Raw genomic sequence first — 17,991 nt, forward strand, 5'->3', positions numbered from 1 at the left:
GGGGGCCCCCGGTGTCTGTGGGGGGGTGTTACACCCCCCCCCCCCCGCCCCCGGGGGGGGGGGGGCCGGGGGGGCCGGGGGGGGGGGGGGGGGGGGGGGGGGCCCCCCCCCCCCCCCCCCCGCGGCCAGGTCAGCTCACCACATCGGCGCAGCTCGCGAGTCGGCGGGCCAGGGCGCGTACGTGATCACGTAGCGCGTCCGGGGTCCGTGTGCCGGGACGGTGGGCGGTACCGTTCCTCCGACTGCGAACGATCTTTCAACCCGCCTCGGAGCAGCCATGAGTGACGCTTACTCCCCCGTCCCGGAACTCAACCGCCTCAAGAAGTTCGACGAACGCATCGGAAACCATTACTACGCCGCCGGGTTCGAGCTCCTCGAGTTCGACAAGCTCGACGCCGCCGGAGGCTACTCGGACGAGCAGGAGTTCATCGACAGCTTCCTCTGCTTCGCGTACGCCAACATTTCCGGTTCGGTCTATGCGCTCTGGCGCATAGACGATCGCGAGGATCTGGCCACCTTGCCCGTGGTGGTCTTCGGCGACGAGGGCGGAATCGGGATCGTCGCCAAAGACCTGCGGGACCTGTTCCGGCAACTCGGCTGCGACTGGCGGCAGTGGCCTTCCTGGGGCGGAGCCCAGTTCATGAAACCCGACGCGGACGACGAGCCCAGCCCGCGCCACAGGGAGTATGTCGCCTGGCTGGAAGAGACCTTCGGCCTCACCCCACCGGACGACCCGGGCGAGCTCTTGGACGCTGCGGTGGAGGAGTTCGGCGCTCAGCTGGACAGCTGGGTCGACCGCTTCTACCAGGAGGACTGACCAGCGGCGCCCGGCTCGTATCGGCGGCTCAAGCGATGCGCAGCGGACGCATCATGACCGCGTAGACCGGGGAATCCGAGAACGGCTGCTGCGTCCCGATCTGCTCGTATCCCCACGCTTCGTACACAGCCTTCAGCTTCCCGTCCCCGTGCTTCGGATTGACCAGGAGCGTGACGCGCTCCTGGGGCCGACCGGAGATCAGCTCGTCGTGGATGCGGCGGGCGACACCTCTGCCGCGCCACGGCTTGCGCACCAGGATCTCGTTCAGGGCCAGCGTGCGCTTGCCGTTCTCTTCGGTGCAGTCCTCCGGAAGCGGGTTCTTCATCGATGACCACCAACGGGTGTCGGCGGCCAACGGGACGCCGAAGGCAAAGCCGACCGGCTCCCCTTCGGCGTAGCCAAGGACGGCTTCCCAGCCGGGCCGCGAGGCACAACTGCTCAGACGCTCGTCGAATCGCTCCACGAACTGGAACGGCTGGTCCATGAGGCCGAACTCGCCGCGCACCTCGACATGGATGTCCAGGAGAAGCTGACGCACGTCCTCGACATCGGTGACCCGGCGGAAGTCGATCGAGGCCAGTCCGGTCATGTTGCCGTCCTCCTGTGGCTGCGGGTGTACTCGGCCCAGGCGCGGGCCTCTGTGGTTCCGGGTGCGATGGCCTCAAGGCGATTGCCGAAGCTGTCGAGGAGGCGTCCGATGCGCCCGCCGCCGTGAGCGAGGTCGGCCGGAACGGCCTGGGCGGCAGCGACGGCGGATTCCACGGCCCCTTGGGCGAGTTGGGCATGGGCCAGGTACGCGTTCCCCATGGCGCGATTGCGGATCAGATGAGGGCGGAGCAGAGCCTGACTCCGATGGGCGTGCGCCTCGGCCTCCGGCCACCGGCCGAGCTTGATGTTGGCCACGACAGCGAGGCCTTCGAGTTCAGCCTGATCGTAGAAGTCCACCCACCGTGGCCGGGGAACCGATGTGTCAGCACGGTCCAGAGCGTCTTGGGCATGCCCCAGGCTGCGCAGGGCGGCCGTCGCCTCACCCGCGTCGGCATGCCCGATGGCGACGCGGGCGTGCGCGAGGGAAGCGAAGAACGGGTCGCGACGCACGACACTGGTGGAGCGTACCGCCTCTCTGGCAGCCGCGGACTCAGCGGGGCGCCCGAGCTGCCGGTACAGCATGCTGGCGTGGCTCCAGATGCGGAACTGGGCAGTGGCGTCGCCCGACAGGCCCGCCAAGGTGACGGCGCGGTTCAAGTGGTGCTGCGCGCTGTCGAGTCGTCGCCCGTCGATGGCGGCCCAGAGGGCGGCGGCCATGAACGAGGCCGCCATTGCATAGAGGTGGCCTCGTACGCGCTGACTGGTGGTCCCCTGCTGCTGAACCTCCAGAGTCCGCTTCGCCAGGTCCACAGCACGGCGTTCATGCGTCATGATGCCACCGCGCCGGTCGTCAGCCGCGATGAGGTCGGTCAGCTCAGCGTTCAGACGCGCGACGTCGGACATCCCAACACGGCGAGGTGTTCCTACCGCTGGGGAGGCGACGGACGCGCCGGCGGCCGTCGCCGCCGTGAGGAAGGCACGTCGGTACATGGGATCCTCTTCGGGAGTCGCGGGCGGGTCGGGTTGACCCCCTCGGGGGCGGAACCCTAACTGCAAAGATGTTCGACCCGTGACCCGCGCCAGGGCAACACGCTGCCGCGCATGCGGCCAGGTGATCTCCCCCGAAAGCCATCGGAAGACGCCCCGCTCGGTGCACGTCCCGTACGAGCCCGTGAACTCGGCGATAGCCGAATTGACCTGCGTCGCAAGCCCGTTGGCGCTCACCCCGTGCTCGGCCATCCAGGCGGCAAGCGCCTCGTTCCGTGTTCGCGTCATGACAGAACGTTAAGGGATGGCTCCACCTGCCGAGGGAAACGGAAGCGTCAAAACGACAGAGGCGGACCTCAGACCCCTTGCCGGGTCCGGCATACCCCCACCGCAGCGCCTGTCGGTTACCTGGATAAGCGCGGACGCCGTGGCGCCCTTCCGCCACCACGCTCCGCTCCCCAGGAAGGACCGACGATGCCTCCGAAGCCCTCCAGCGACACCTTCGCCACTGGCCCTACGGCCGACCACCGCGTGCGCCCCGCCGCGACGGGCCGCCCCTCGTACAGCCAGAGCATGCCGTGCGAGGCAAGGTCGGTCATACGCGCCCGTCGCCTGGTGGAGGCGGCGTGCGCAGCGTGGGGGCTGCCGGATCTCGCCGCCCCAGCGGCGCTGATCGTGTCGGAGCTGGTCACCAACACCGTCGCACACAGCGGCTGCCGCTGTGTGCGCGTCACCGTCTCCCGCCCGGGACCGGGCTGGATCCGCGTAGCCGTCACCGACAAATCCCACGTCGCCCCCACGCCCCGCACGGCCAAGGACGATGACGAGAACGGGCGCGGTCTCGCCATCGTCGAGGCCGTCTCCGACCGGTGGGGCACGGACCGGCTGCCCTGGGGGAAGCGCGTATGGGCCGAGCTGCGGGTCGGGCGCGAGCAGTAAGCGGCGCTTCGACGTGGGGAACCGCCCTGCGTCGGCAGAGCAAAGGAGAGCACACAATGAAGGTCATCCTGCGCAACAGCGACGGTGGGAACGGCGACAAGCTGCCGGGACAGCCCTACCCTGGTCCGCACCAGCCGCCGTCCCCTGATGGCGGTCCCGGTGTCCCCAACCCGCCCAAGGTCGCTGCCCTGTGACGACAGACGCACGCAAGGAGCGCCCCAGCCGCATGGAGCTGGGGCGTGCCCTCATGTCCGCCGGCTTCCTGTCGTCAGACTGGGCACCCGCGTTCCACGCCGTACCCCGCTCCGCGTTCCTGCCTGACTTGATGTGGCCGTTCGACATGAGCACAGGCCGGAGCATTGCCGTCAGCCAGGCACGCGATCCGGGGGCATGGCAGGGCTACGCCGACTCCGACGCACCCATCGTCACGCAATGGGACGACGGGGAGCACTCGGGAACAGCACCAGGAGAGGTCTCCACCAGCTCCGCGTCCATGCCGAGTGTCGTGTTCTCCATGCTCCGGGACCTGGACGCACAGCCCGGGAACCGAGCCTTGGAAATCGGCACGGGCACGGGCTGGAATGCCGCCCTGTTGGCTCACCGCCTTGGCGTGGAGAACGTCGTCACGGTGGAGGTTGACGAAGCCGTGGCGTCAGCCGCGCGGACGGCTCTTGAGCGTTTCGGGACGCCCGTCCGCGTCATCCACGGGGACGGCTTCGAGGGCTACCCCGAGGACGCGCCGTACGACCGGATCATCGCGACCTGCGGGCTCCGGTCGATCCCGTTCGCATGGGTGCGGCAGAGCAGACCGCAAGGGGTCATCGTCGCCCCCTGGGGGACGCACTACAGCAACGGGGACGCCGTCGTACGGCTGGTCGTCGCCGACGACGGCCAGAGCGCGTCCGGAGCATTCACGGGGCCCGTGGAGTTCATGAAGCTGCGGGCGCAGCGCCGCCCGCCCGTGCTGCACTCCGCGTACGCCACGGGCAGCGTGGCCGACGGTGACGAGTCTTCCACCGCGGTCACGGAGGAGGAGTTCGTGGGTAGCCGGTTCAGCCCACACCGCTTCGCGCTGGGGGTGTGTGTCCGTGATTGCGGAAGCGTCGTCGCCGACAAGGACGACGGAGCACGGCCGGTGTGGTTCTACGGGCTCACCGATCGCTCATGGGCGTGTGTGCAGTTCCGCGACGGGGCAACGGCGCGTGTCTGGCAGTCGGGCCCGCGTCAGCTATGGGAAGAAGCGGAAGCGGCCTATCGGTGGTGGGAGGAACAGGGCCACCCTGGGTTCGGCCGCTTCGGACTGACCGTGGATGGTGACGGCGAGCGGGTGTGGCTCGACTCGCCGGACAACCTGGTTCCCGCCCGCGTGACGCCCTGACGCCGACCTGATCACGGCTTGGCCGGGTCCCGCCCCCAGACGTACACCTCGGTGCTCGGTTGGTGTTCGGAGAACCGGCCCGACGGGGAGGCCTCGCGCAGGAGTCGGCGCAGGTCCGCCTCGAAGTCGTCGCGGCGCGAGCCGAACAGGTGCGGGGCGGAGTACGACATGGAGAACACCCCGGCGACGGCGTCGTCCCACGTACGGACCAGCGCCTGCCCGCCGGGGACGACAAGGCGCTGGGGGCCGGAGAATCCCGCCCGGGCGAACACCGCCGCCTCGCCGCCGGGCGTCCCCTGCGGCAGCAGCCCCTGGCCGGCTCGTCGGGCCGGTCCCAGGTAGCGCCTGACCAGCTCCCCCATCGCGTCGTAGGGGACGGGCGGATACGGAAGACCGTCGGTGGTCCGGGTCTCGGTCTTCAGGTCGGAGATATGCACCAGCGCCCCGCCGGGCCGGAGCATGTCCTTGATGGTTGCCGCCACCAGCTCGCGATCCATCCAGTGGAACGACTGGGCGAAGGTGGCGACGGTGAAGGTGCCGAGGCCCACGGGCAGTTCCTCGGCGCGGGCCCGCACCCACCGCGTCTTGTCGGCGACTCCCGCCAGCGCGGCCTCGCGCCCGGCTTCGTCGATCATCCCGCTGTCCGGGTCCACGCCGACGACCTCGCGGAACAGATCCGCCAGGCTCAGGGCGACGATGCCTGGGCCGCATCCCACATCGATCAGGCGGCCCCGCCCGTCGAGTCGCAGGGCGTCGGCGAGCGCGTCCGCCAGCCCGGGGGCGTACGGGAGCCTCCCTCGCTGGTAGTAGGCGGCCGTGCCCGAGAACAGCGTGTCGTCCCACTTCCAGCCCGCGACCATGCCCTCACCCTTACGGTTCGCAGAGAACGAAGGACAGAGAACAGGAATACCTGTCTACTCGGCACCCGGTTTTCTGTGACTCAGCCCTCGAAGCCCTTGTCGCTCAGGACCTTGTCGATACGGGCGCGGTGCGCCGCCTCCCACGCGTCGAGGGATTCGTCGGCCTCCTTGGCCAACTTCGCCTGCGCGGCGAGCAGCACCTCCTCTTGGCGGGCGCGGGGAGTGACCACGATGCCCTCCTCATCGGCCACCACGATGTCACCGGCGTTCACCTCGACGCCGCCGCACCGCACCCGCACATTGAGCGGCTGGGGCGCCGCCTTGGTGCCCGGGATGGGGATGATCCCCCTGGCGAAAACGGGGAAGCCCATCTCGCGCACCTCGCCGACGTCACGTATCACCCCGTCGAGCACGAACGCCGCGACCCCGCGCCGCTGGGCGACGGCACAGACGTTTCCGCCGGCGAGGGCGTAGTCCACGTCCCCCGACTCGACGACGATGACCGAGCCGGGCTCCGCGCGGTGGATGGCCGCGTGGAGCATGAGGTTGTCACCGGGAGGGCACCGCACGGTGAACGCGGGGCCGGCGACGCGCGGCGTCGGGGACCAGAGCGGGCGGATGCCGATGTCCATGACCTGGGCGCGGCCCAGGATGTCGGCGAGGGTGGTCGGGGGGATGTTCGCGAAGCCGGCGCCATCGGTCATGTTCTGCCTTCTTCCGTCTGCTGCCATGGACGAGGGGGTCCGGCGGACCTCCCCCGCCCATGATCGACCATGGCGGTGGCTACATGACGGTGACTAACGGACCGGCTCGTCGTGCCGCTCGAAGTCCGGCAGGGACGGGGTGACGGCCAGCGCTCCGTCGCCCCAGCGGACGCGGTGGCGCGCGGTACCGCCTGTGGGGCAGCAGCCCCCGTCGCCCTCCTTGTAGATGGCGCGGGAAACGGTCACCGTCTTGCCGTCCTGGGCTTCGACCGTCAGCTGACCCGCCCCGTCGACCTGCCCCACGAAGCGGTTTCCGTGGAAGAAGAACACGGCCGCGCAGTTCCCGGTGACGCTGCCCGTGCACATGCCCCTGACGGCGCGCAGCGGGCCAGGGAGCGCGCTGAGCTGTTCCGCCGTGAGGTCGGGGGTGTGGCTGGTGTTCTCGATGAGCCTCAGGGCGGCCGCCGCGTCCAACTGGTCGTGGTCAGCCGCCGGTTGTGCGGTGCAGCCGACGAAGGAGATCAGCTCGGCCGGGGGCTTCATCCCGCGGAGGGTTTCGCAGTCGCGGAGCCAGTCGGGGTCGTACGGGTCGTCCATCACGGGCAGCAGATGGACGGCGGGGTAGAAGTGGCGGGCGTTGCGCTTGAAGACGCTGATCGTCACGAAGTCCGAGGCCGGTTCGTCGGACCAGGTGACGGCCGCCCATCCGGGCCAGCACTTCGACTGGCCCAGGTAGGCCTCCGTGCCGGAGACAGCGATGGCCTCGATTTCCTTCTTCATCCACGGTCGGGAGGGGCAGGTCACCGCCTTGTTGACGTCGGCCTTCTGCACCTTGGCCTTGACTTCACCCGGAGCGGATTCCCAGATCGTACGCGGTTTGATCCACGGGAACGCGACATTGAAGTCACGACCCACAGCGGGAGTGCTACCGGTATCCAGGCCGATATCGCCGGGCTTGAGGCTGACGCCGATCACTGTTTCCGGAAAGTGCCTGATCTTGGCTGAGTCCTTCTTGACGTCGATCTTGCCCTCAATGGCCCAATCCCCTTCCACATAGACAGAGGCGACCACGAATTCGATGACAGGGCTCACCTCCAGGCTGATACGGAGACCGCCCTTCGCTTTCGCCGTCAAGTCCGCCGCCTGGACCAGTTTGGCCGTGGCCTTCGGAGGCCAGCCTGTGGCGCTCATGGTGGGCTTCCGATACAGATTCACCTGAGCGTTTCCCTGGTAGTCCACGGGGCTCTCGATTTCGATCTTCGCCCCCGCTCCACCCTTGATCTTTCCGTTGATGAAGACTCTTGCCTCGGGTGACACGGTGAAGGGCCCGACCCGGAGAAGCTTCACGGCGATTTTCGGCAGAGCCAATGGTTTCGACTGCCAGTCGAAGATACACTGCGCGCTCACTGGCGAACCCAGCGTCAGCTTGTACTTGTTCTGGATCCGAGGCTTGACCCGGGCGAAGGCTCCGTCGCGACTGTTCCACCCGAACTCTGAGCCAGCCATGCCGAATTTCAGCTCGGTCTGCTCGAATTTGACGAGCGCCATCGCGCCCCCGCACTTGAACTTCTTGAACCTTCCCTTTCCTTGCCAGGTGTCCACCCTGATGGAGGTCTCGGGCTGGGTATCGGGCTCGGGAGTCGACGACGCGGCCCCCGCCGGCATCCGGTACGCCGCGGGCCGCATGTCCGTCTTCGCCCCGGCCGAAGAGCCCTTACCCGAAACCCCCGATGCGTCCTCGACCCGCAGAACGGCCTTGGGCATCGCCTGCCGAAGCGTGGCGTCCTTGGTCCGGACGACGACCCGGTCCTTCTCCCGGGTCACCCCGCGCACCTCGCGCACCAGCCCCTGCGGCGTCCGCTCGCTCTCCGGCGCGACGACGAAAGCGCCCTTCTTCAGCTTGCGTGCCGCCGCCGAGTCGGCGGCGAAGACCATCTCCGACGTGCCGGGGCGCTTGAGGAGCCCTGTGTCGGCGGGCTTGAGGACCGTCGTCTTCTCGGAGAGGGCCACGGCGTAATCGATCACCGCCCGCTCGGTCTCACCACCGGCCACCGTCCACGTCGTGGTCTCGTCCGCCGTGTAGTAGACATTTCCCTTCGCATGACTGGCCTTCGCCGTGATGCGGTAATCACCCGGTTTGACGGAGAGCGTCTCATCGGTCGTCAGGTCTTTCTCGAAGCCGTCCGTCCCCGTGATGTGGAGTGCGAAACGCGCCTTGGCGGGAAGGCCCGTGACCTTGACGGCCAGTTTTCCCGGCCGGTTGGCCACCACCTGCCATGCCGTGAGCAGGCCGGCCGAGACGGCCAGCGCGATACCGGCCGACAGCAGGATACGCAACGACCGCTTGCGCGGCCACCATTTCGTCATTGAATCCCCCGATGTGCTCTGCTTGCGCGCCCGCTACTTGAAATCGCCGATCTGGGCGTTTCCACGGAATATGAAGTCGTCCCCCACCCCCTGTGGGAGCGGCCCCAGTTCCTCCGGTTCCCCCGGTGAGGTCAGGCTGGCGCGGTACAGCTTGATATCGCCCTCGTCCAGGACCTCTTCCGCCGCGATGTAGAGGTACTGACGGTCCGTGGACAGCGCCACGGAAAGAATCTTGTTGTCCGTCTCGCCGGCGATTTCCGCCTTCACCTCGGCCTCCAGCGGGCCGTCGGACTTTTTCCCCAGCTCGCTCGCGTCGGCCCGGACGGTGAAGAAGGCGTTGGACGCCCCCTCGCAGAGGATGTCGTCGGCGTTGATCCACGCCACCGGGTCGCAGTCGCGCGCATCGTCGCCTTCGCGCACGACCATCTGATCGGTGGGGTCGCCGAACACCGTGTCGTCGCCGCGCCGGTCCATCCGGGGTTCCAGAAGATCGAGGTCGAACCCGTCATACGAGTCGATGCCGTCGATGATGGTGCCGGGATAGACGGCGAACTTCCCGCTCGGGTGAATGAGACGCGGACAGGTGACGGCCGCCGACTTCACGGGGCGGTAGAAGCCATCGTTGTACGACCGCTCGTCGTGGCAGGCCTTGCTGATCGGGTGCCGGGTGAGTCGGCCGCTCTCATCCACCGAGTAGTACACCTGCTCGTCCCGCAGGAACCACAGCGATCCGTCCGGGGCGAATCCGGGGGTCTCGTCGGAGTGCGTCTGCGGGCTGTAGCCCTTCTTCCGCGCGGCCTCGGTGATGTCCGTGAACTCCCCCGTGACCAGGTCAAGCCACCCCACATGCGATGACGTGAGGGCGCCCATCTCGTCCGTGACCACCTCGACCGCGACGCGCCGACCGTCCGGGGAGACCGGGCTGACCCCCGAGTCCGCCACGTTCTCGCCGTACCCCTGCTTCCCGCAGAGGCTGCGCACGAACGCCCGGTCCGCGTCCCCCTCCTCGGCTATCTCGGAGAGCCGGGACAACAGCGGCTCCTCGGAGTACGTGGCGACGCGCTTGCTGAACGTGGCGTCGTAGGCCGCGACCTGCTCACCCTTCTCGCTGTCATCCCAGCAGATCACCGGCCCGGTGGCCGAGGCCACACGGGAGAGATTCCTCATCGCCCCGGCGAGCCCGGATTCCGCCGGGTCCGCCGAACCCGTCGCGCTCGCCCCGGGCTTGCGCCCGCCGCCGTCCGAGACGCCGGAGCGCCCGGACGCCTTCCCCGAGTCGTCGGACCCGCCGCAGGCGGTCAGGCCCCCCACCGCGAGAACCGTCGCGGTGGCCGCGGCGATCCATCCGCGCACACCGGACACACAGGTGTTACTCACTCAGCTCTCCGCCTTCCCCCGCGGCGCGGCCGCAACAGCGCCGATCCCGTTGCAGGGACAACACAAACGTGACTGCCCTTAGAAACGAGAATAGTATTAACCATGCGATGCTCCTTCACGACAAGTCGGTTGCCCCATACGCCCGACAGCGGATGAAGGATCATTGAGCCGCACCCGACCACGACAAGGAGGCGACGGTGTCCGGCACAGACGGAGACAGGGACGGGGACGGACACGGGGGCGGAGGCCGGCGCGTGGCAGGGCTGACGCGGCGGGAGCGGCTACGCGCGGAGCTGGAGCGCGATGTGAGGGCCGCCGCCCGCCGGATCACCGCCGCGGAGGGCGTCGAAGGTCTCACCGTGGCCGCCGTGGCCCGCAGCGTCGGCGTCACCTCGCCCGCCCTCTACCGCTACTTCGAGGGCAGGGACGGGCTCATCCGCGCCGTCTACGACGATGTGATGGCGGAGTTCATGCAGGTGGTCGTGCGGGCGGTGGAACGGCAGGAGCCCGACGACATCAGCGCCCGGCTGCACGCCGCCACCCGGGCCGTGTTCGACTGGGCAGTGGCCAACCCGGCGGAGTTCAACCTGCTCATGGGCGCCGCCTATCCCCAGGCGGCCGCCGCGTCCGCCGACGACATCCCGCACGCCATATTGCGCGACCTGGGTGGGATGTACGGGCAGCTCTTCACCCGGCTGTGGCGCGAGCAGGCGTTGGCCCACCCGTCCGACGAGGAGATCGACCCGGTCCTGGCGCGGCAGTTGCGGACGTACCGCGAGGCCATGGGCATCGAAGTCCCCATCGGTGTCGCGCTCCTGATGATCACCTGCTGGCGCCAGATCTACGGCATGCTCTGCCTCGCCGTCTACAGCCACATGTCCTACGCCCTGGACGACCCGGTGCCGCTGTTCGAGGACATGATGGACCGCCTCCTCGGCCTCCTCGGCCTCACCCGCAGCCCCGGTCTGGTGGTCTGAGCAGCGCGTCCGCGCCCGCCCGTACGGCGGCCCAGTCGGTGACGTACGTGTACCGCCGCGCCCGCTCCAGCCAGCCTGCCCGGTCCCGGTGCTCGCGGCGCAGCTGCTCCAGGTCGATCTCGACCCCCGGCGGCGGCCCCGTGGCCTCCAGCTCGCCGATCCGCCGCTCCATCGCCTCCAGCAGCGCGCGGTCGAGCTCGGTCACGGCGGCGACGAAGGCGCTGGTCGGGACGGTCACCTGGCCCGTGGCCGGGCCGGCGAACTCGATCTCGCCCTCGGGATCGGACTGATGCGCCCAGCTGACGGTCATGACGTCACACTCCCCGGAGACGGTCCGCCAGCAGCGGATGTACGGCGCGACGCGCAGATACCCCGTGTTCAGGGTGCGGTCACTGTGCCACTCCACCGCCGCCTCGGCCTCCGGGGTCTCCTCGGTCTCCTCCCAGCGCCAGTCGGAGGAGTCGCAGGCCACGAAGGCGGCCAGATCCTCGGGTACGGGTTCGAGCGCCGCGGGCAGGAGCGCGAGCAGGTCCTCCCAGAGCCGGACCACGTAGTAGTCCGCGTACGGATGCGCCGGGCCGCCGCCCTCGCTGCCCTCGGCACCCTCGCCGTCTCCGCCGCCCCGCAGCCGCCGCACCGTGCGGTCGGAGTAGCGCAGCAGCTCATGGTCGCCGAAGTCGATGACGTACCAGCCGTCGGTCAGTCCGAACCAGTGCAGTACGGGGCGCTCGCTCGATCCCCACGGCCGCACCTGGTCCAAGGGGGTCAGCCCGAAACGGAACCGGATCATGGGAGGAGTATGGGCCCGACCGCCGTGGATGGGCCCGGTCCGGCGCCGGATAAGGTATCCGTGAAAACTTCATCCGCGTCCGATCGGGGGAAGCCGGTGCGAACCCGGCGCTGACCCGCAACCGTGAGTACGGGCTGTGTGCCGCAGCGCGTACGAGCCGGAGCACCTGGCCGGGCGCACCGCAGGCTCCCGCCGTCGGCCCGTCCGGCGGCGGCACCGTCGAGGTATGCGGAGCTGAGCCCGGTGTCATCGCGTTCGTACGTCCCTCGGCGTGCGGGGTGGGCGGCCGTGCGTGGCCGCGTACCGATGTCCAGCCACCGCCGAGACCATCGACCGAGAGGCACCGTCGTTATGAACGTACGCCGCAGCGCCACGGCCCTGGCCGCCCTGGCCACCCTGTGCACGGCCGCCGCCCCCGCCGCGTTCGCCGACGCCACGCCCTCCCCCAAGCCGTCCGGCTCGGCGGCGCTGCCCAAGGGGCTGTACGGCAGCAAGGACCCCAAGTTCGACGGGGTGTGGCGGCAGTCACTCGCGCTGCTCGCCCAGGACGCGGTCGGGGTCACCCCGGCGCGGTCGGCCATCGACTGGCTGGCCGGCCAGCAGTGCGCGGACGGCGGCTTCGCCGCGTACCGGGCCGACGCCTCCGCGGCCTGCGACCCGAAGAAGGGCGAGTTCACCGACGCGACCGCGGCGGCGGTGCAGGCGCTGGCCGCGGTCGGTGGGCGCAGCGCCTCGGTCGAGAAGGGCATCGGCTGGCTGAAGGAGCACCAGAACGACGACGGCGGCTGGGGCCTGAACCCGGGCAGCCCGAGCGACGCCAACTCCACCTCCGCCGCCGTCGGCGCCTTCGCCGCCGCCGGCCAGGACCCGAAGCAGGTGAAGTCGGCCAAGGGCGGCAAGACGCCGTACGACGTGCTGCTGGGCCTGCAGCTCGGGTGCGATGCGAAGGAGGGGCAGCGCGGGGCGTTCGCGTACACGGCGGACACGGGCAAGGGCAAGGGCAAGGGCAAGGGCGAGCTCGTCGCCAACGACCTGGCGACCACGGCCGCCGCGCTGGCCACCGAGGGCAAGGGCTTCGTCTTCGAGCCGGCCGGCAAGGACAACGGCAAGGCCCCGGAGCCGCTGGACTGCGGCGCGGGCAAGGGCGGCGGCGATGACGGCAAACCGGACGGGGCGGCCGGGGCCGCGCAGGCCGCCGCCGCGTATCTGTCGGACACCATGGCCGGGCACGGCGATCACCTGCTGTCGGCCATGCCCGGCGCCAAGGCCCAGCCCGACTTCGGCGGCACGGCTGACGCGATCGTCGCGCTGGCCGCCGGGGAGCACAGCGCGACCGCGGCCAAGCCCCTGCAGTGGCTGCAGGGCGAGAAGAGCGGCGCCCTGGCGTGGGCGAAGGGCGACCCGGGCGCCCTGGCCAAGCTGGTCCTGGCGGCACACGCGGCCGGTGCGGATCCGCGCAGCTTCGGCGGTGTGGACCTCGTCAAGCAGCTGAACGCCACCGGCCCGAAGCCGGAGTCGGTCTCCGCGGCCGGGTCGGAGTCGGGTTCGGGCAAGGACTCGGACTCCGGCAAGGACGCGGACAAGGACGAGAAGAGCGACGACAAGGGCGGTGTCGGTGGCGTCTGGTGGACGGTGGGCGTCTTCATGGTGGCCGGCATCGGCATCGGCTTCCTGATCAGCGGCCGGAAGAAGCAGCAGCTCTGATGGGCCGTCGCGCCGCGCTCGTCTGCGTCGTGCTCATGTCCGCGCTGATGTCCGTGCTCACGCTCAAGGCCCCGGCCGCGCAGGCCGCGGGCTACCGCTACTGGTCGTTCTGGCAGCGGGAGCGGGGCGCGCAGACCTGGACGTACGCCACACAGGGGCCCGCCACGGCCCGGCCGGACGACGGCGACATGATCGGGTTCCGGTTCGCGGTGAGCGAGGACTCCGGGGACGCCACCCGGCCGCGCGACCGGGCCGACTTCACGGCGGTCTGCGCGCACACCCCCGCCAAGGACGGCACCAAACGCGTCGCGGTGGTCCTGGACTTCGGCACCGCCGCCGACGCGCCCGACCACCGCACCCCGCCCGAGCCCCGTACGGAGTGCGCGCGGGTCGGCCGGGACGCGAGCGCCGGGGACGCGCTGGCGGCCGTCGCGGGGCCGCTGCGCTACAACTCCTCCGCCCTGCTGTGCGCCATCGCCGGATACCCCGCCAAGGGCTGCGGCGAGCAGGTCGACACCACCGGCGGCGGATCGGGCGGCAGCGGCACCGGCGGCGGTGACGGCGGACAGGGCGGCGGTGGAGGCGGCCCGTCGGCCGGGCTGATCGGCGGGCTGGCCGCCGTGGTCGCGCTGGGGGCCGCCGCCGTGTGGCAGGCGCGCCGCCACCACCGGCGATGAGCGGCGCCGACCGGGCCACCGCCGGACACCCGCGCCCCGCGCGCGGCGCGCTGCACGCCGGGGCCTGGTGGCTGTGGGCCCTCGGGCTGGCCACGGCCGCCTCCCGCACCACCAATCCGCTGCTGCTGGGGCTGCTCGTCGCCGTCGCAGGCTATGTGGTCGCCGCGCGCCGTACGGACGCGCCGTGGGCGCGCTCGTACGGCGCGTTCCTCAAGCTGGGGCTGGTGGTGCTGGCGATCCGGCTGTGTTTCGCCGTCCTCCTCGGCTCGCCGATCCCCGGCACGCATGTGCTGGTCACGCTCCCCGAAGTCCCGCTCCCCGACTGGGCGCAGGGCGTGCGCATCGGCGGCCGGGTCACCGCCGAGGGGATGGCCTTCGCGCTGTACGACGGGCTGAAACTGGCCACCCTCCTGGTCTGCGTCGGCGCGGCCAACGCGCTCGCCAACCCCGCCCGGCTGCTCAAGTCCCTGCCCGGCGCGCTGTACGAGGCGGGCGTGGCGGTCGTGGTAGCGATGTCCTTCGCCCCGAACCTGGTCTCCGACGTCCAGCGGCTGCGCGCCGCCCGCCGGCTGCGCGGCCGCCCCGACCGCGGGGTGCGCGCCCTGCTGCAGGTCGGGCTGCCGGTCCTGGAGGGCGCGTTGGAGCGTTCGGTGGCGCTCGCGGCCGCGATGGACGCGCGCGGCTACGGCCGCACCGCCCATGTCCCGCCCGCCGTCGCCCGCGCCACCGCCGCCCTCACCCTCGGCGGGCTGCTCGGCGTCTGCGCCGGTACGTACGGGCTGCTGGCGGCGCAGGGCGCGGGCTTCGGCCTGCCGGTGCTGCTCGCCGGGCTCGCCGCCGCGCTCGGCGGGCTGTGGCTGGGCGGCCGCCGCTCGGTGCGCAGCCGCTACCGGCCGGACCGGTGGGGCGCGCGGGCATGGCTGGTGTCCGGGTCGGGGGTGGCGGTCGCGGGCCTGATGATCTGGGCGGCCTCGTACGCCCCACAGGCCCTGAACCCGCCCGCCGTCCCGCTCACCGCGCCGGTGCTGCCGCTGTGGCCCGCGGCCGGGGTGCTGGTCGGGCTTCTCCCGGCGTTCGTGGCCCCGGCCCCGGCGCGGATACCGGGTCCAGCGCGGGCACCGGCCCCGGCGCGGGTACCGGGTCCGGCACAGAAGACCACTCAGCACACCACCCGGCAGACCAGCGAGGACACCGGCAAGGAGGCCACGCGGTGATCCGCTTCGAGCAGGTGTCCGTCACCTACGACGACGCGGCGCGACCCGCCCTCCAGGGCGTGGATCTGACCGTGCCGGAGGGGGAGCTGTGTCTGCTCGTCGGCCCCTCGGGAGTCGGCAAGTCGACTCTCCTGGGCGCCGTCTCCGGTCTGGTGCCGCACTTCACGGGCGGCAGGCTGCACGGGCGGGTCACCGTGGCGGGCCGCGACACCCGCACCCACAAGCCGCGCGAACTGGCCGACGTCGTGGGCACGGTGGGCCAGGACCCGCTGGCCCACTTCGTCACGGACACCGTCGAGGACGAACTCGCCTACGGCATGGAGTCGCTGGGCGTCCCCCCGGACACCATGCGCCGCCGGGTCGAGGAGACCCTGGACCTGCTGGGCCTCGCAGCGCTGCGCGACCGGCCCATCACGACGCTCTCCGGCGGACAGCGGCAGCGGGTCGCCATTGGCTCGGTGCTCACCACACACCCGCGCGTCCTGGTCCTCGACGAGCCGACGTCGGCGCTGGACCCGGCGGCGGCCGAGGAGGTCCTGGCGGTGCTGCAGCGGCTCGTGCACGACCTCGGCACCACCGTGCTCATGGCCGAACACCGCCTGGAGCGGGTGGTCCAGTACGCGGACCAGCTGATCCTGCTGCCCGCCCCCGGCGCGGCCCCCGTCGTCGGGGACCCGGCCGAGGTCATGGCGGTCTCGCCGGTCCAGCCGCCCGTGGTCGAGCTCGGCCGCCTCGCGGGCTGGCGCCCCCTCCCGCTGTCCATACGCGACGCCCGCCGCAAGGCGGCCCCGCTGCGGGAGCGGCTGACGCCGCTCACGCCAAGCGAAGATCCTCACGAGGGGGACGGTGAGCCCGTCGCCGAGGCGGTGCGGCTGACCGTACGCCACGGTCGAATCGAGGCGCTGAGCGGCGTGGACCTGACGGTGCGGCCGGGTGAGACGGTGGCGCTGATGGGCCGCAACGGCGCGGGCAAGTCGACCTTGCTGTCCACGCTGGTGGGGATGCACACGCCCGCCTCAGGTTCGGTACGCGTCGGGGGCACCGGGCCGGCGGGCGACGGAGCCGGCGGCGGCCGGGGCCTGGTACCGCACCGCACCCGGCCCGCCGAGCTGCTGCGCCACGTCGGCCTCGTACCGCAGGAGCCGCGCGACCTGCTGTACGCCGACACCGTCGCGGCGGAGTGCGCGGCGGCCGACCGCGACGCGGGCGCTGCCCCTGGCAGCTGCCGGGAGCTGGTCGGCCGGCTGCTGCCCGGCGTGGCGGACTCGGCGCACCCCCGCGATCTGTCGGAGGGCCAGCGGCTCGCGCTCGCACTGTCGGTCGTCCTCACCGCGCGCCCGCCGCTGCTCCTGCTCGACGAGCCGACCCGCGGCCTGGACTACGCGGCCAAGGCGCGCCTGATCGAGATCCTGCACGGCCTGGCCGCGGACGGCCACGCGACCGTCCTGGCCACGCACGACGTGGAGCTGGCCGCCGAACTCGCCCACCGGGTGGTGATCCTGGCCGACGGGGAGGTCGTGGCCGACGGCCCGACGGCGGAGGTGGTGGTGTCCTCCCCCGCGTTCGCCCCGCAGGTCGCCAAGGTGCTGGCCCCCCTGCCGTGGCTGACGGTCCAGCAGGTACGGCGCGCCCTGGGGGAAGCGGAGCGCACCGTATGAGGCCGGATGCCGACGACCGGGGCCACACCGCCCGCCAGGCCCGCGCGGTCCGTCTCGGCCCGCGCTCCGTCGCCGCGCTCGCCCTCGTCTCCGCGATCGGCGTCGCCGCCTTCGGCTGGCCGCTGCTGGCCGACTCCGCGTCCGGGCTCGCCCACTCCGCCGACGCCCCCTGGCTGTTCGCCGCGCTGCTGCCGCTGCTGCTGGCCGTCGTCGTGGCGACGATCGCCGACACCGGCCTCGACTCCAAGGCCGTCGCGATGCTGGGGGTGCTGGCGGCCGCCGGGGCCGCGCTGCGGCCGCTGGGCGCGGGGACGGCGGGCATCGAGCCGATGTTCTTCCTGATGGTGCTGTCGGGGCGGGTGCTGGGCCCGGGCTTCGGCTTTGTGCTCGGCGCGGTGTCGATGTTCGCCTCCGCGCTGCTGACGGGCGGGGTGGGGCCATGGATGCCGTTCCAGATGCTGTCCATGGGGTGGGTGGGCATGGGTGCGGGCCTGCTGCCGGGGGCGGATCGGCTGCGCGGGCGCGGGGAGCTGTTCCTGCTCGCCGGGTACGGGGCGGTCGCGTCCGTCCTGTACGGCACGGTGATGAATCTGCAGGGCTGGCCCTATCTCGCCGGGATGGCTTCGGGCGTGTCGTTCGTGCCGGGCGATCCGCTGTCGCACAACCTGGCCCGCTTCGTCGCGTACTGCCTGGCGACGTCCCTCGGCTGGGACCTTCCGCGCGCGGTGGTGACGGTGGTGCTCACCCTCACCCTCGGCCGTACGGTCCTCAGGGCGCTGCGCCGGGCGACCCGCCGGGCGGCCTTCGACGCGCCGGTCGCCTTCAAGGAGCCGTGAAACCGGGAGCGGGCGGTACCGAGGCGCACGCCCCGGTACCGCCCGCCGACCCCGAGAGCGGCTAGCCCTGGTGGTACACGTTCACCGACCAGTCGGCCACCCACTTCCCGTCCCCGTA

17 protein-coding genes and 1 riboswitch are annotated in these 17,991 nt (G+C 71.3%); of the genes, 10 read left to right on the top strand and 7 right to left on the bottom strand.

The genetic code is table 11. From position 1 onward, the window contains the following. The first annotated feature begins 277 nt into the window (after nt 1–277). Entirely contained in the window at nt 278–817 is a 540-nt protein-coding gene (locus ACFZDL_RS12725) for a hypothetical protein (protein ID WP_353597058.1), read from the top strand. 28 nt (nt 818–845) lie between these two features. On the opposite strand, the gene ACFZDL_RS12730 is transcribed toward ACFZDL_RS12725, so the two are convergent. Both ACFZDL_RS12730 and ACFZDL_RS12735 read right to left on the bottom strand, forming a co-directional pair. Beyond that, on the bottom strand, nt 846–1,406 hold the full coding sequence (locus tag ACFZDL_RS12730; protein ID WP_353597057.1) for an N-acetyltransferase: 561 nt from the start codon (nt 1,404–1,406) through the stop codon (nt 846–848). Continuing rightward, a complete protein-coding gene (locus ACFZDL_RS12735) occupies nt 1,403–2,308 on the bottom strand; it encodes a hypothetical protein (RefSeq protein ID WP_353597056.1) in 906 nt (301 codons plus the stop codon). The genes ACFZDL_RS12730 and ACFZDL_RS12735 overlap by 4 nt, the downstream gene beginning before the upstream one ends. A 558-nt stretch (nt 2,309–2,866) precedes the next feature. Here ACFZDL_RS12735 and ACFZDL_RS12740 point away from each other — a divergent pair. From ACFZDL_RS12740 to ACFZDL_RS12750, 3 genes are read left to right on the top strand one after another with little or no spacing between them, the layout of a single operon-like run. Further along, the gene (locus tag ACFZDL_RS12740) at nt 2,867–3,331 is read left to right on the top strand and encodes an ATP-binding protein (RefSeq protein ID WP_353597055.1); all 465 of its coding nucleotides are present in this window, start codon (nt 2,867–2,869) and stop codon (nt 3,329–3,331) included. A gap of 56 nt (nt 3,332–3,387) precedes the next feature. Beyond that, on the top strand, nt 3,388–3,525 hold the full coding sequence (locus ACFZDL_RS12745) for a hypothetical protein (RefSeq protein WP_319686132.1): 138 nt from the start codon (nt 3,388–3,390) through the stop codon (nt 3,523–3,525). Continuing rightward, a complete protein-coding gene (locus ACFZDL_RS12750; protein ID WP_353597054.1) occupies nt 3,522–4,709 on the top strand; it encodes a methyltransferase domain-containing protein in 1,188 nt (395 codons plus the stop codon). The genes ACFZDL_RS12745 and ACFZDL_RS12750 overlap by 4 nt, the downstream gene beginning before the upstream one ends. An 11-nt stretch (nt 4,710–4,720) precedes the next feature. Here the strand turns inward: ACFZDL_RS12750 and ACFZDL_RS12755 are convergent, their stop codons facing one another. The 4 genes from ACFZDL_RS12755 to ACFZDL_RS12770 form a co-directional block, all read right to left on the bottom strand. Further along, nucleotides 4,721–5,569 carry a class I SAM-dependent methyltransferase gene (locus tag ACFZDL_RS12755; RefSeq protein ID WP_353597053.1) on the bottom strand — a complete coding sequence of 283 codons (849 nt, stop codon included), beginning with the start codon at nt 5,567–5,569 and terminating at the stop codon, nt 4,721–4,723. Between the two features lie 80 nt (nt 5,570–5,649). Next, complete coding sequence (locus ACFZDL_RS12760) at nt 5,650–6,273, bottom strand: RraA family protein (RefSeq protein WP_353597052.1); 624 nt, start codon at nt 6,271–6,273, stop codon at nt 5,650–5,652. A gap of 93 nt (nt 6,274–6,366) precedes the next feature. Beyond that, complete coding sequence (locus ACFZDL_RS12765) at nt 6,367–8,640, bottom strand: LppP/LprE family lipoprotein (protein WP_353597051.1); 2,274 nt, start codon at nt 8,638–8,640, stop codon at nt 6,367–6,369. 33 nt (nt 8,641–8,673) lie between these two features. Continuing rightward, a complete protein-coding gene (locus tag ACFZDL_RS12770) occupies nt 8,674–10,017 on the bottom strand; it encodes a hypothetical protein (RefSeq protein WP_353597050.1) in 1,344 nt (447 codons plus the stop codon). A gap of 254 nt (nt 10,018–10,271) precedes the next feature. On the opposite strand from ACFZDL_RS12770, the gene ACFZDL_RS12775 reads away from it, so the two are divergent. Next, nucleotides 10,272–10,994 carry a TetR/AcrR family transcriptional regulator gene (locus tag ACFZDL_RS12775; RefSeq protein WP_353597049.1) on the top strand — a complete coding sequence of 241 codons (723 nt, stop codon included), beginning with the start codon at nt 10,272–10,274 and terminating at the stop codon, nt 10,992–10,994. On the opposite strand, the gene ACFZDL_RS12780 is transcribed toward ACFZDL_RS12775, so the two are convergent. Beyond that, nucleotides 10,966–11,784 carry a DUF5984 family protein gene (locus tag ACFZDL_RS12780; RefSeq protein ID WP_353597048.1) on the bottom strand — a complete coding sequence of 273 codons (819 nt, stop codon included), beginning with the start codon at nt 11,782–11,784 and terminating at the stop codon, nt 10,966–10,968. The two genes, ACFZDL_RS12775 and ACFZDL_RS12780, sit on opposite strands and share 29 nt — an antisense overlap. An 87-nt stretch (nt 11,785–11,871) precedes the next feature. Continuing rightward, nucleotides 11,872–11,951, top strand: a riboswitch (cobalamin riboswitch). 184 nt (nt 11,952–12,135) lie between these two features. Here ACFZDL_RS12780 and ACFZDL_RS12785 point away from each other — a divergent pair. The 5 genes from ACFZDL_RS12785 to ACFZDL_RS12805 are packed head-to-tail and all read left to right on the top strand — an operon-like array spanning nt 12,136 to nt 17,873. Next, a complete protein-coding gene (locus ACFZDL_RS12785; RefSeq protein WP_353597047.1) occupies nt 12,136–13,488 on the top strand; it encodes a prenyltransferase/squalene oxidase repeat-containing protein in 1,353 nt (450 codons plus the stop codon). After that, nucleotides 13,488–14,165, top strand: a complete 678-nt coding sequence (locus ACFZDL_RS12790) for an SCO2322 family protein (protein WP_353597046.1) — start codon at nt 13,488–13,490, stop codon at nt 14,163–14,165. The genes ACFZDL_RS12785 and ACFZDL_RS12790 overlap by 1 nt, the downstream gene beginning before the upstream one ends. Then, nucleotides 14,162–15,379 carry a CbiQ family ECF transporter T component gene (locus tag ACFZDL_RS12795; protein WP_353597045.1) on the top strand — a complete coding sequence of 406 codons (1,218 nt, stop codon included), beginning with the start codon at nt 14,162–14,164 and terminating at the stop codon, nt 15,377–15,379. The genes ACFZDL_RS12790 and ACFZDL_RS12795 overlap by 4 nt, the downstream gene beginning before the upstream one ends. Further along, nucleotides 15,376–17,037, top strand: a complete 1,662-nt coding sequence (locus ACFZDL_RS12800; RefSeq protein WP_353597044.1) for an ATP-binding cassette domain-containing protein — start codon at nt 15,376–15,378, stop codon at nt 17,035–17,037. The genes ACFZDL_RS12795 and ACFZDL_RS12800 overlap by 4 nt, the downstream gene beginning before the upstream one ends. Continuing rightward, nucleotides 17,034–17,873, top strand: coding sequence for an ECF transporter S component (locus ACFZDL_RS12805; RefSeq protein ID WP_353597043.1), 840 nt, complete (start codon nt 17,034–17,036; stop codon nt 17,871–17,873). Before ACFZDL_RS12800 ends, ACFZDL_RS12805 begins: the two co-directional genes overlap by 4 nt. Nucleotides 17,874–17,991 lie beyond the last annotated feature (118 nt).

Source organism: Streptomyces sp. NPDC007917, from assembly GCF_042959105.1.
Taxonomy (GTDB): Bacteria; Actinomycetota; Actinomycetes; order Streptomycetales; family Streptomycetaceae; genus Streptomyces.

Bases quoted from the DNA above. Each gene is read 5' to 3' on its own strand.
- ACFZDL_RS12780 (WP_353597048.1), bottom strand. From the start codon at position 11,784: ATGATCCGGTTCCGTTTCGGGCTGACCCCCTTGGACCAGGTGCGGCCG.
- ACFZDL_RS12725 (WP_353597058.1), top strand. From the start codon at position 278: ATGAGTGACGCTTACTCCCCCGTCCCGGAACTCAACCGCCTCAAGAAG.
- ACFZDL_RS12755 (WP_353597053.1), bottom strand. From the start codon at position 5,569: ATGGTCGCGGGCTGGAAGTGGGACGACACGCTGTTCTCGGGCACGGCC.
- ACFZDL_RS12735 (WP_353597056.1), bottom strand. From the start codon at position 2,308: ATGTCCGACGTCGCGCGTCTGAACGCTGAGCTGACCGACCTCATCGCG.
- ACFZDL_RS12790 (WP_353597046.1), top strand. From the start codon at position 13,488: ATGGGCCGTCGCGCCGCGCTCGTCTGCGTCGTGCTCATGTCCGCGCTG.
- ACFZDL_RS12805 (WP_353597043.1), top strand. From the start codon at position 17,034: ATGAGGCCGGATGCCGACGACCGGGGCCACACCGCCCGCCAGGCCCGC.
- ACFZDL_RS12745 (WP_319686132.1), top strand. From the start codon at position 3,388: ATGAAGGTCATCCTGCGCAACAGCGACGGTGGGAACGGCGACAAGCTG.
- ACFZDL_RS12740 (WP_353597055.1), top strand. From the start codon at position 2,867: ATGCCTCCGAAGCCCTCCAGCGACACCTTCGCCACTGGCCCTACGGCC.
- ACFZDL_RS12795 (WP_353597045.1), top strand. From the start codon at position 14,162: ATGAGCGGCGCCGACCGGGCCACCGCCGGACACCCGCGCCCCGCGCGC.
- ACFZDL_RS12785 (WP_353597047.1), top strand. From the start codon at position 12,136: ATGAACGTACGCCGCAGCGCCACGGCCCTGGCCGCCCTGGCCACCCTG.
- ACFZDL_RS12730 (WP_353597057.1), bottom strand. From the start codon at position 1,406: ATGACCGGACTGGCCTCGATCGACTTCCGCCGGGTCACCGATGTCGAG.
- ACFZDL_RS12760 (WP_353597052.1), bottom strand. From the start codon at position 6,273: ATGACCGATGGCGCCGGCTTCGCGAACATCCCCCCGACCACCCTCGCC.
- ACFZDL_RS12765 (WP_353597051.1), bottom strand. From the start codon at position 8,640: ATGACGAAATGGTGGCCGCGCAAGCGGTCGTTGCGTATCCTGCTGTCG.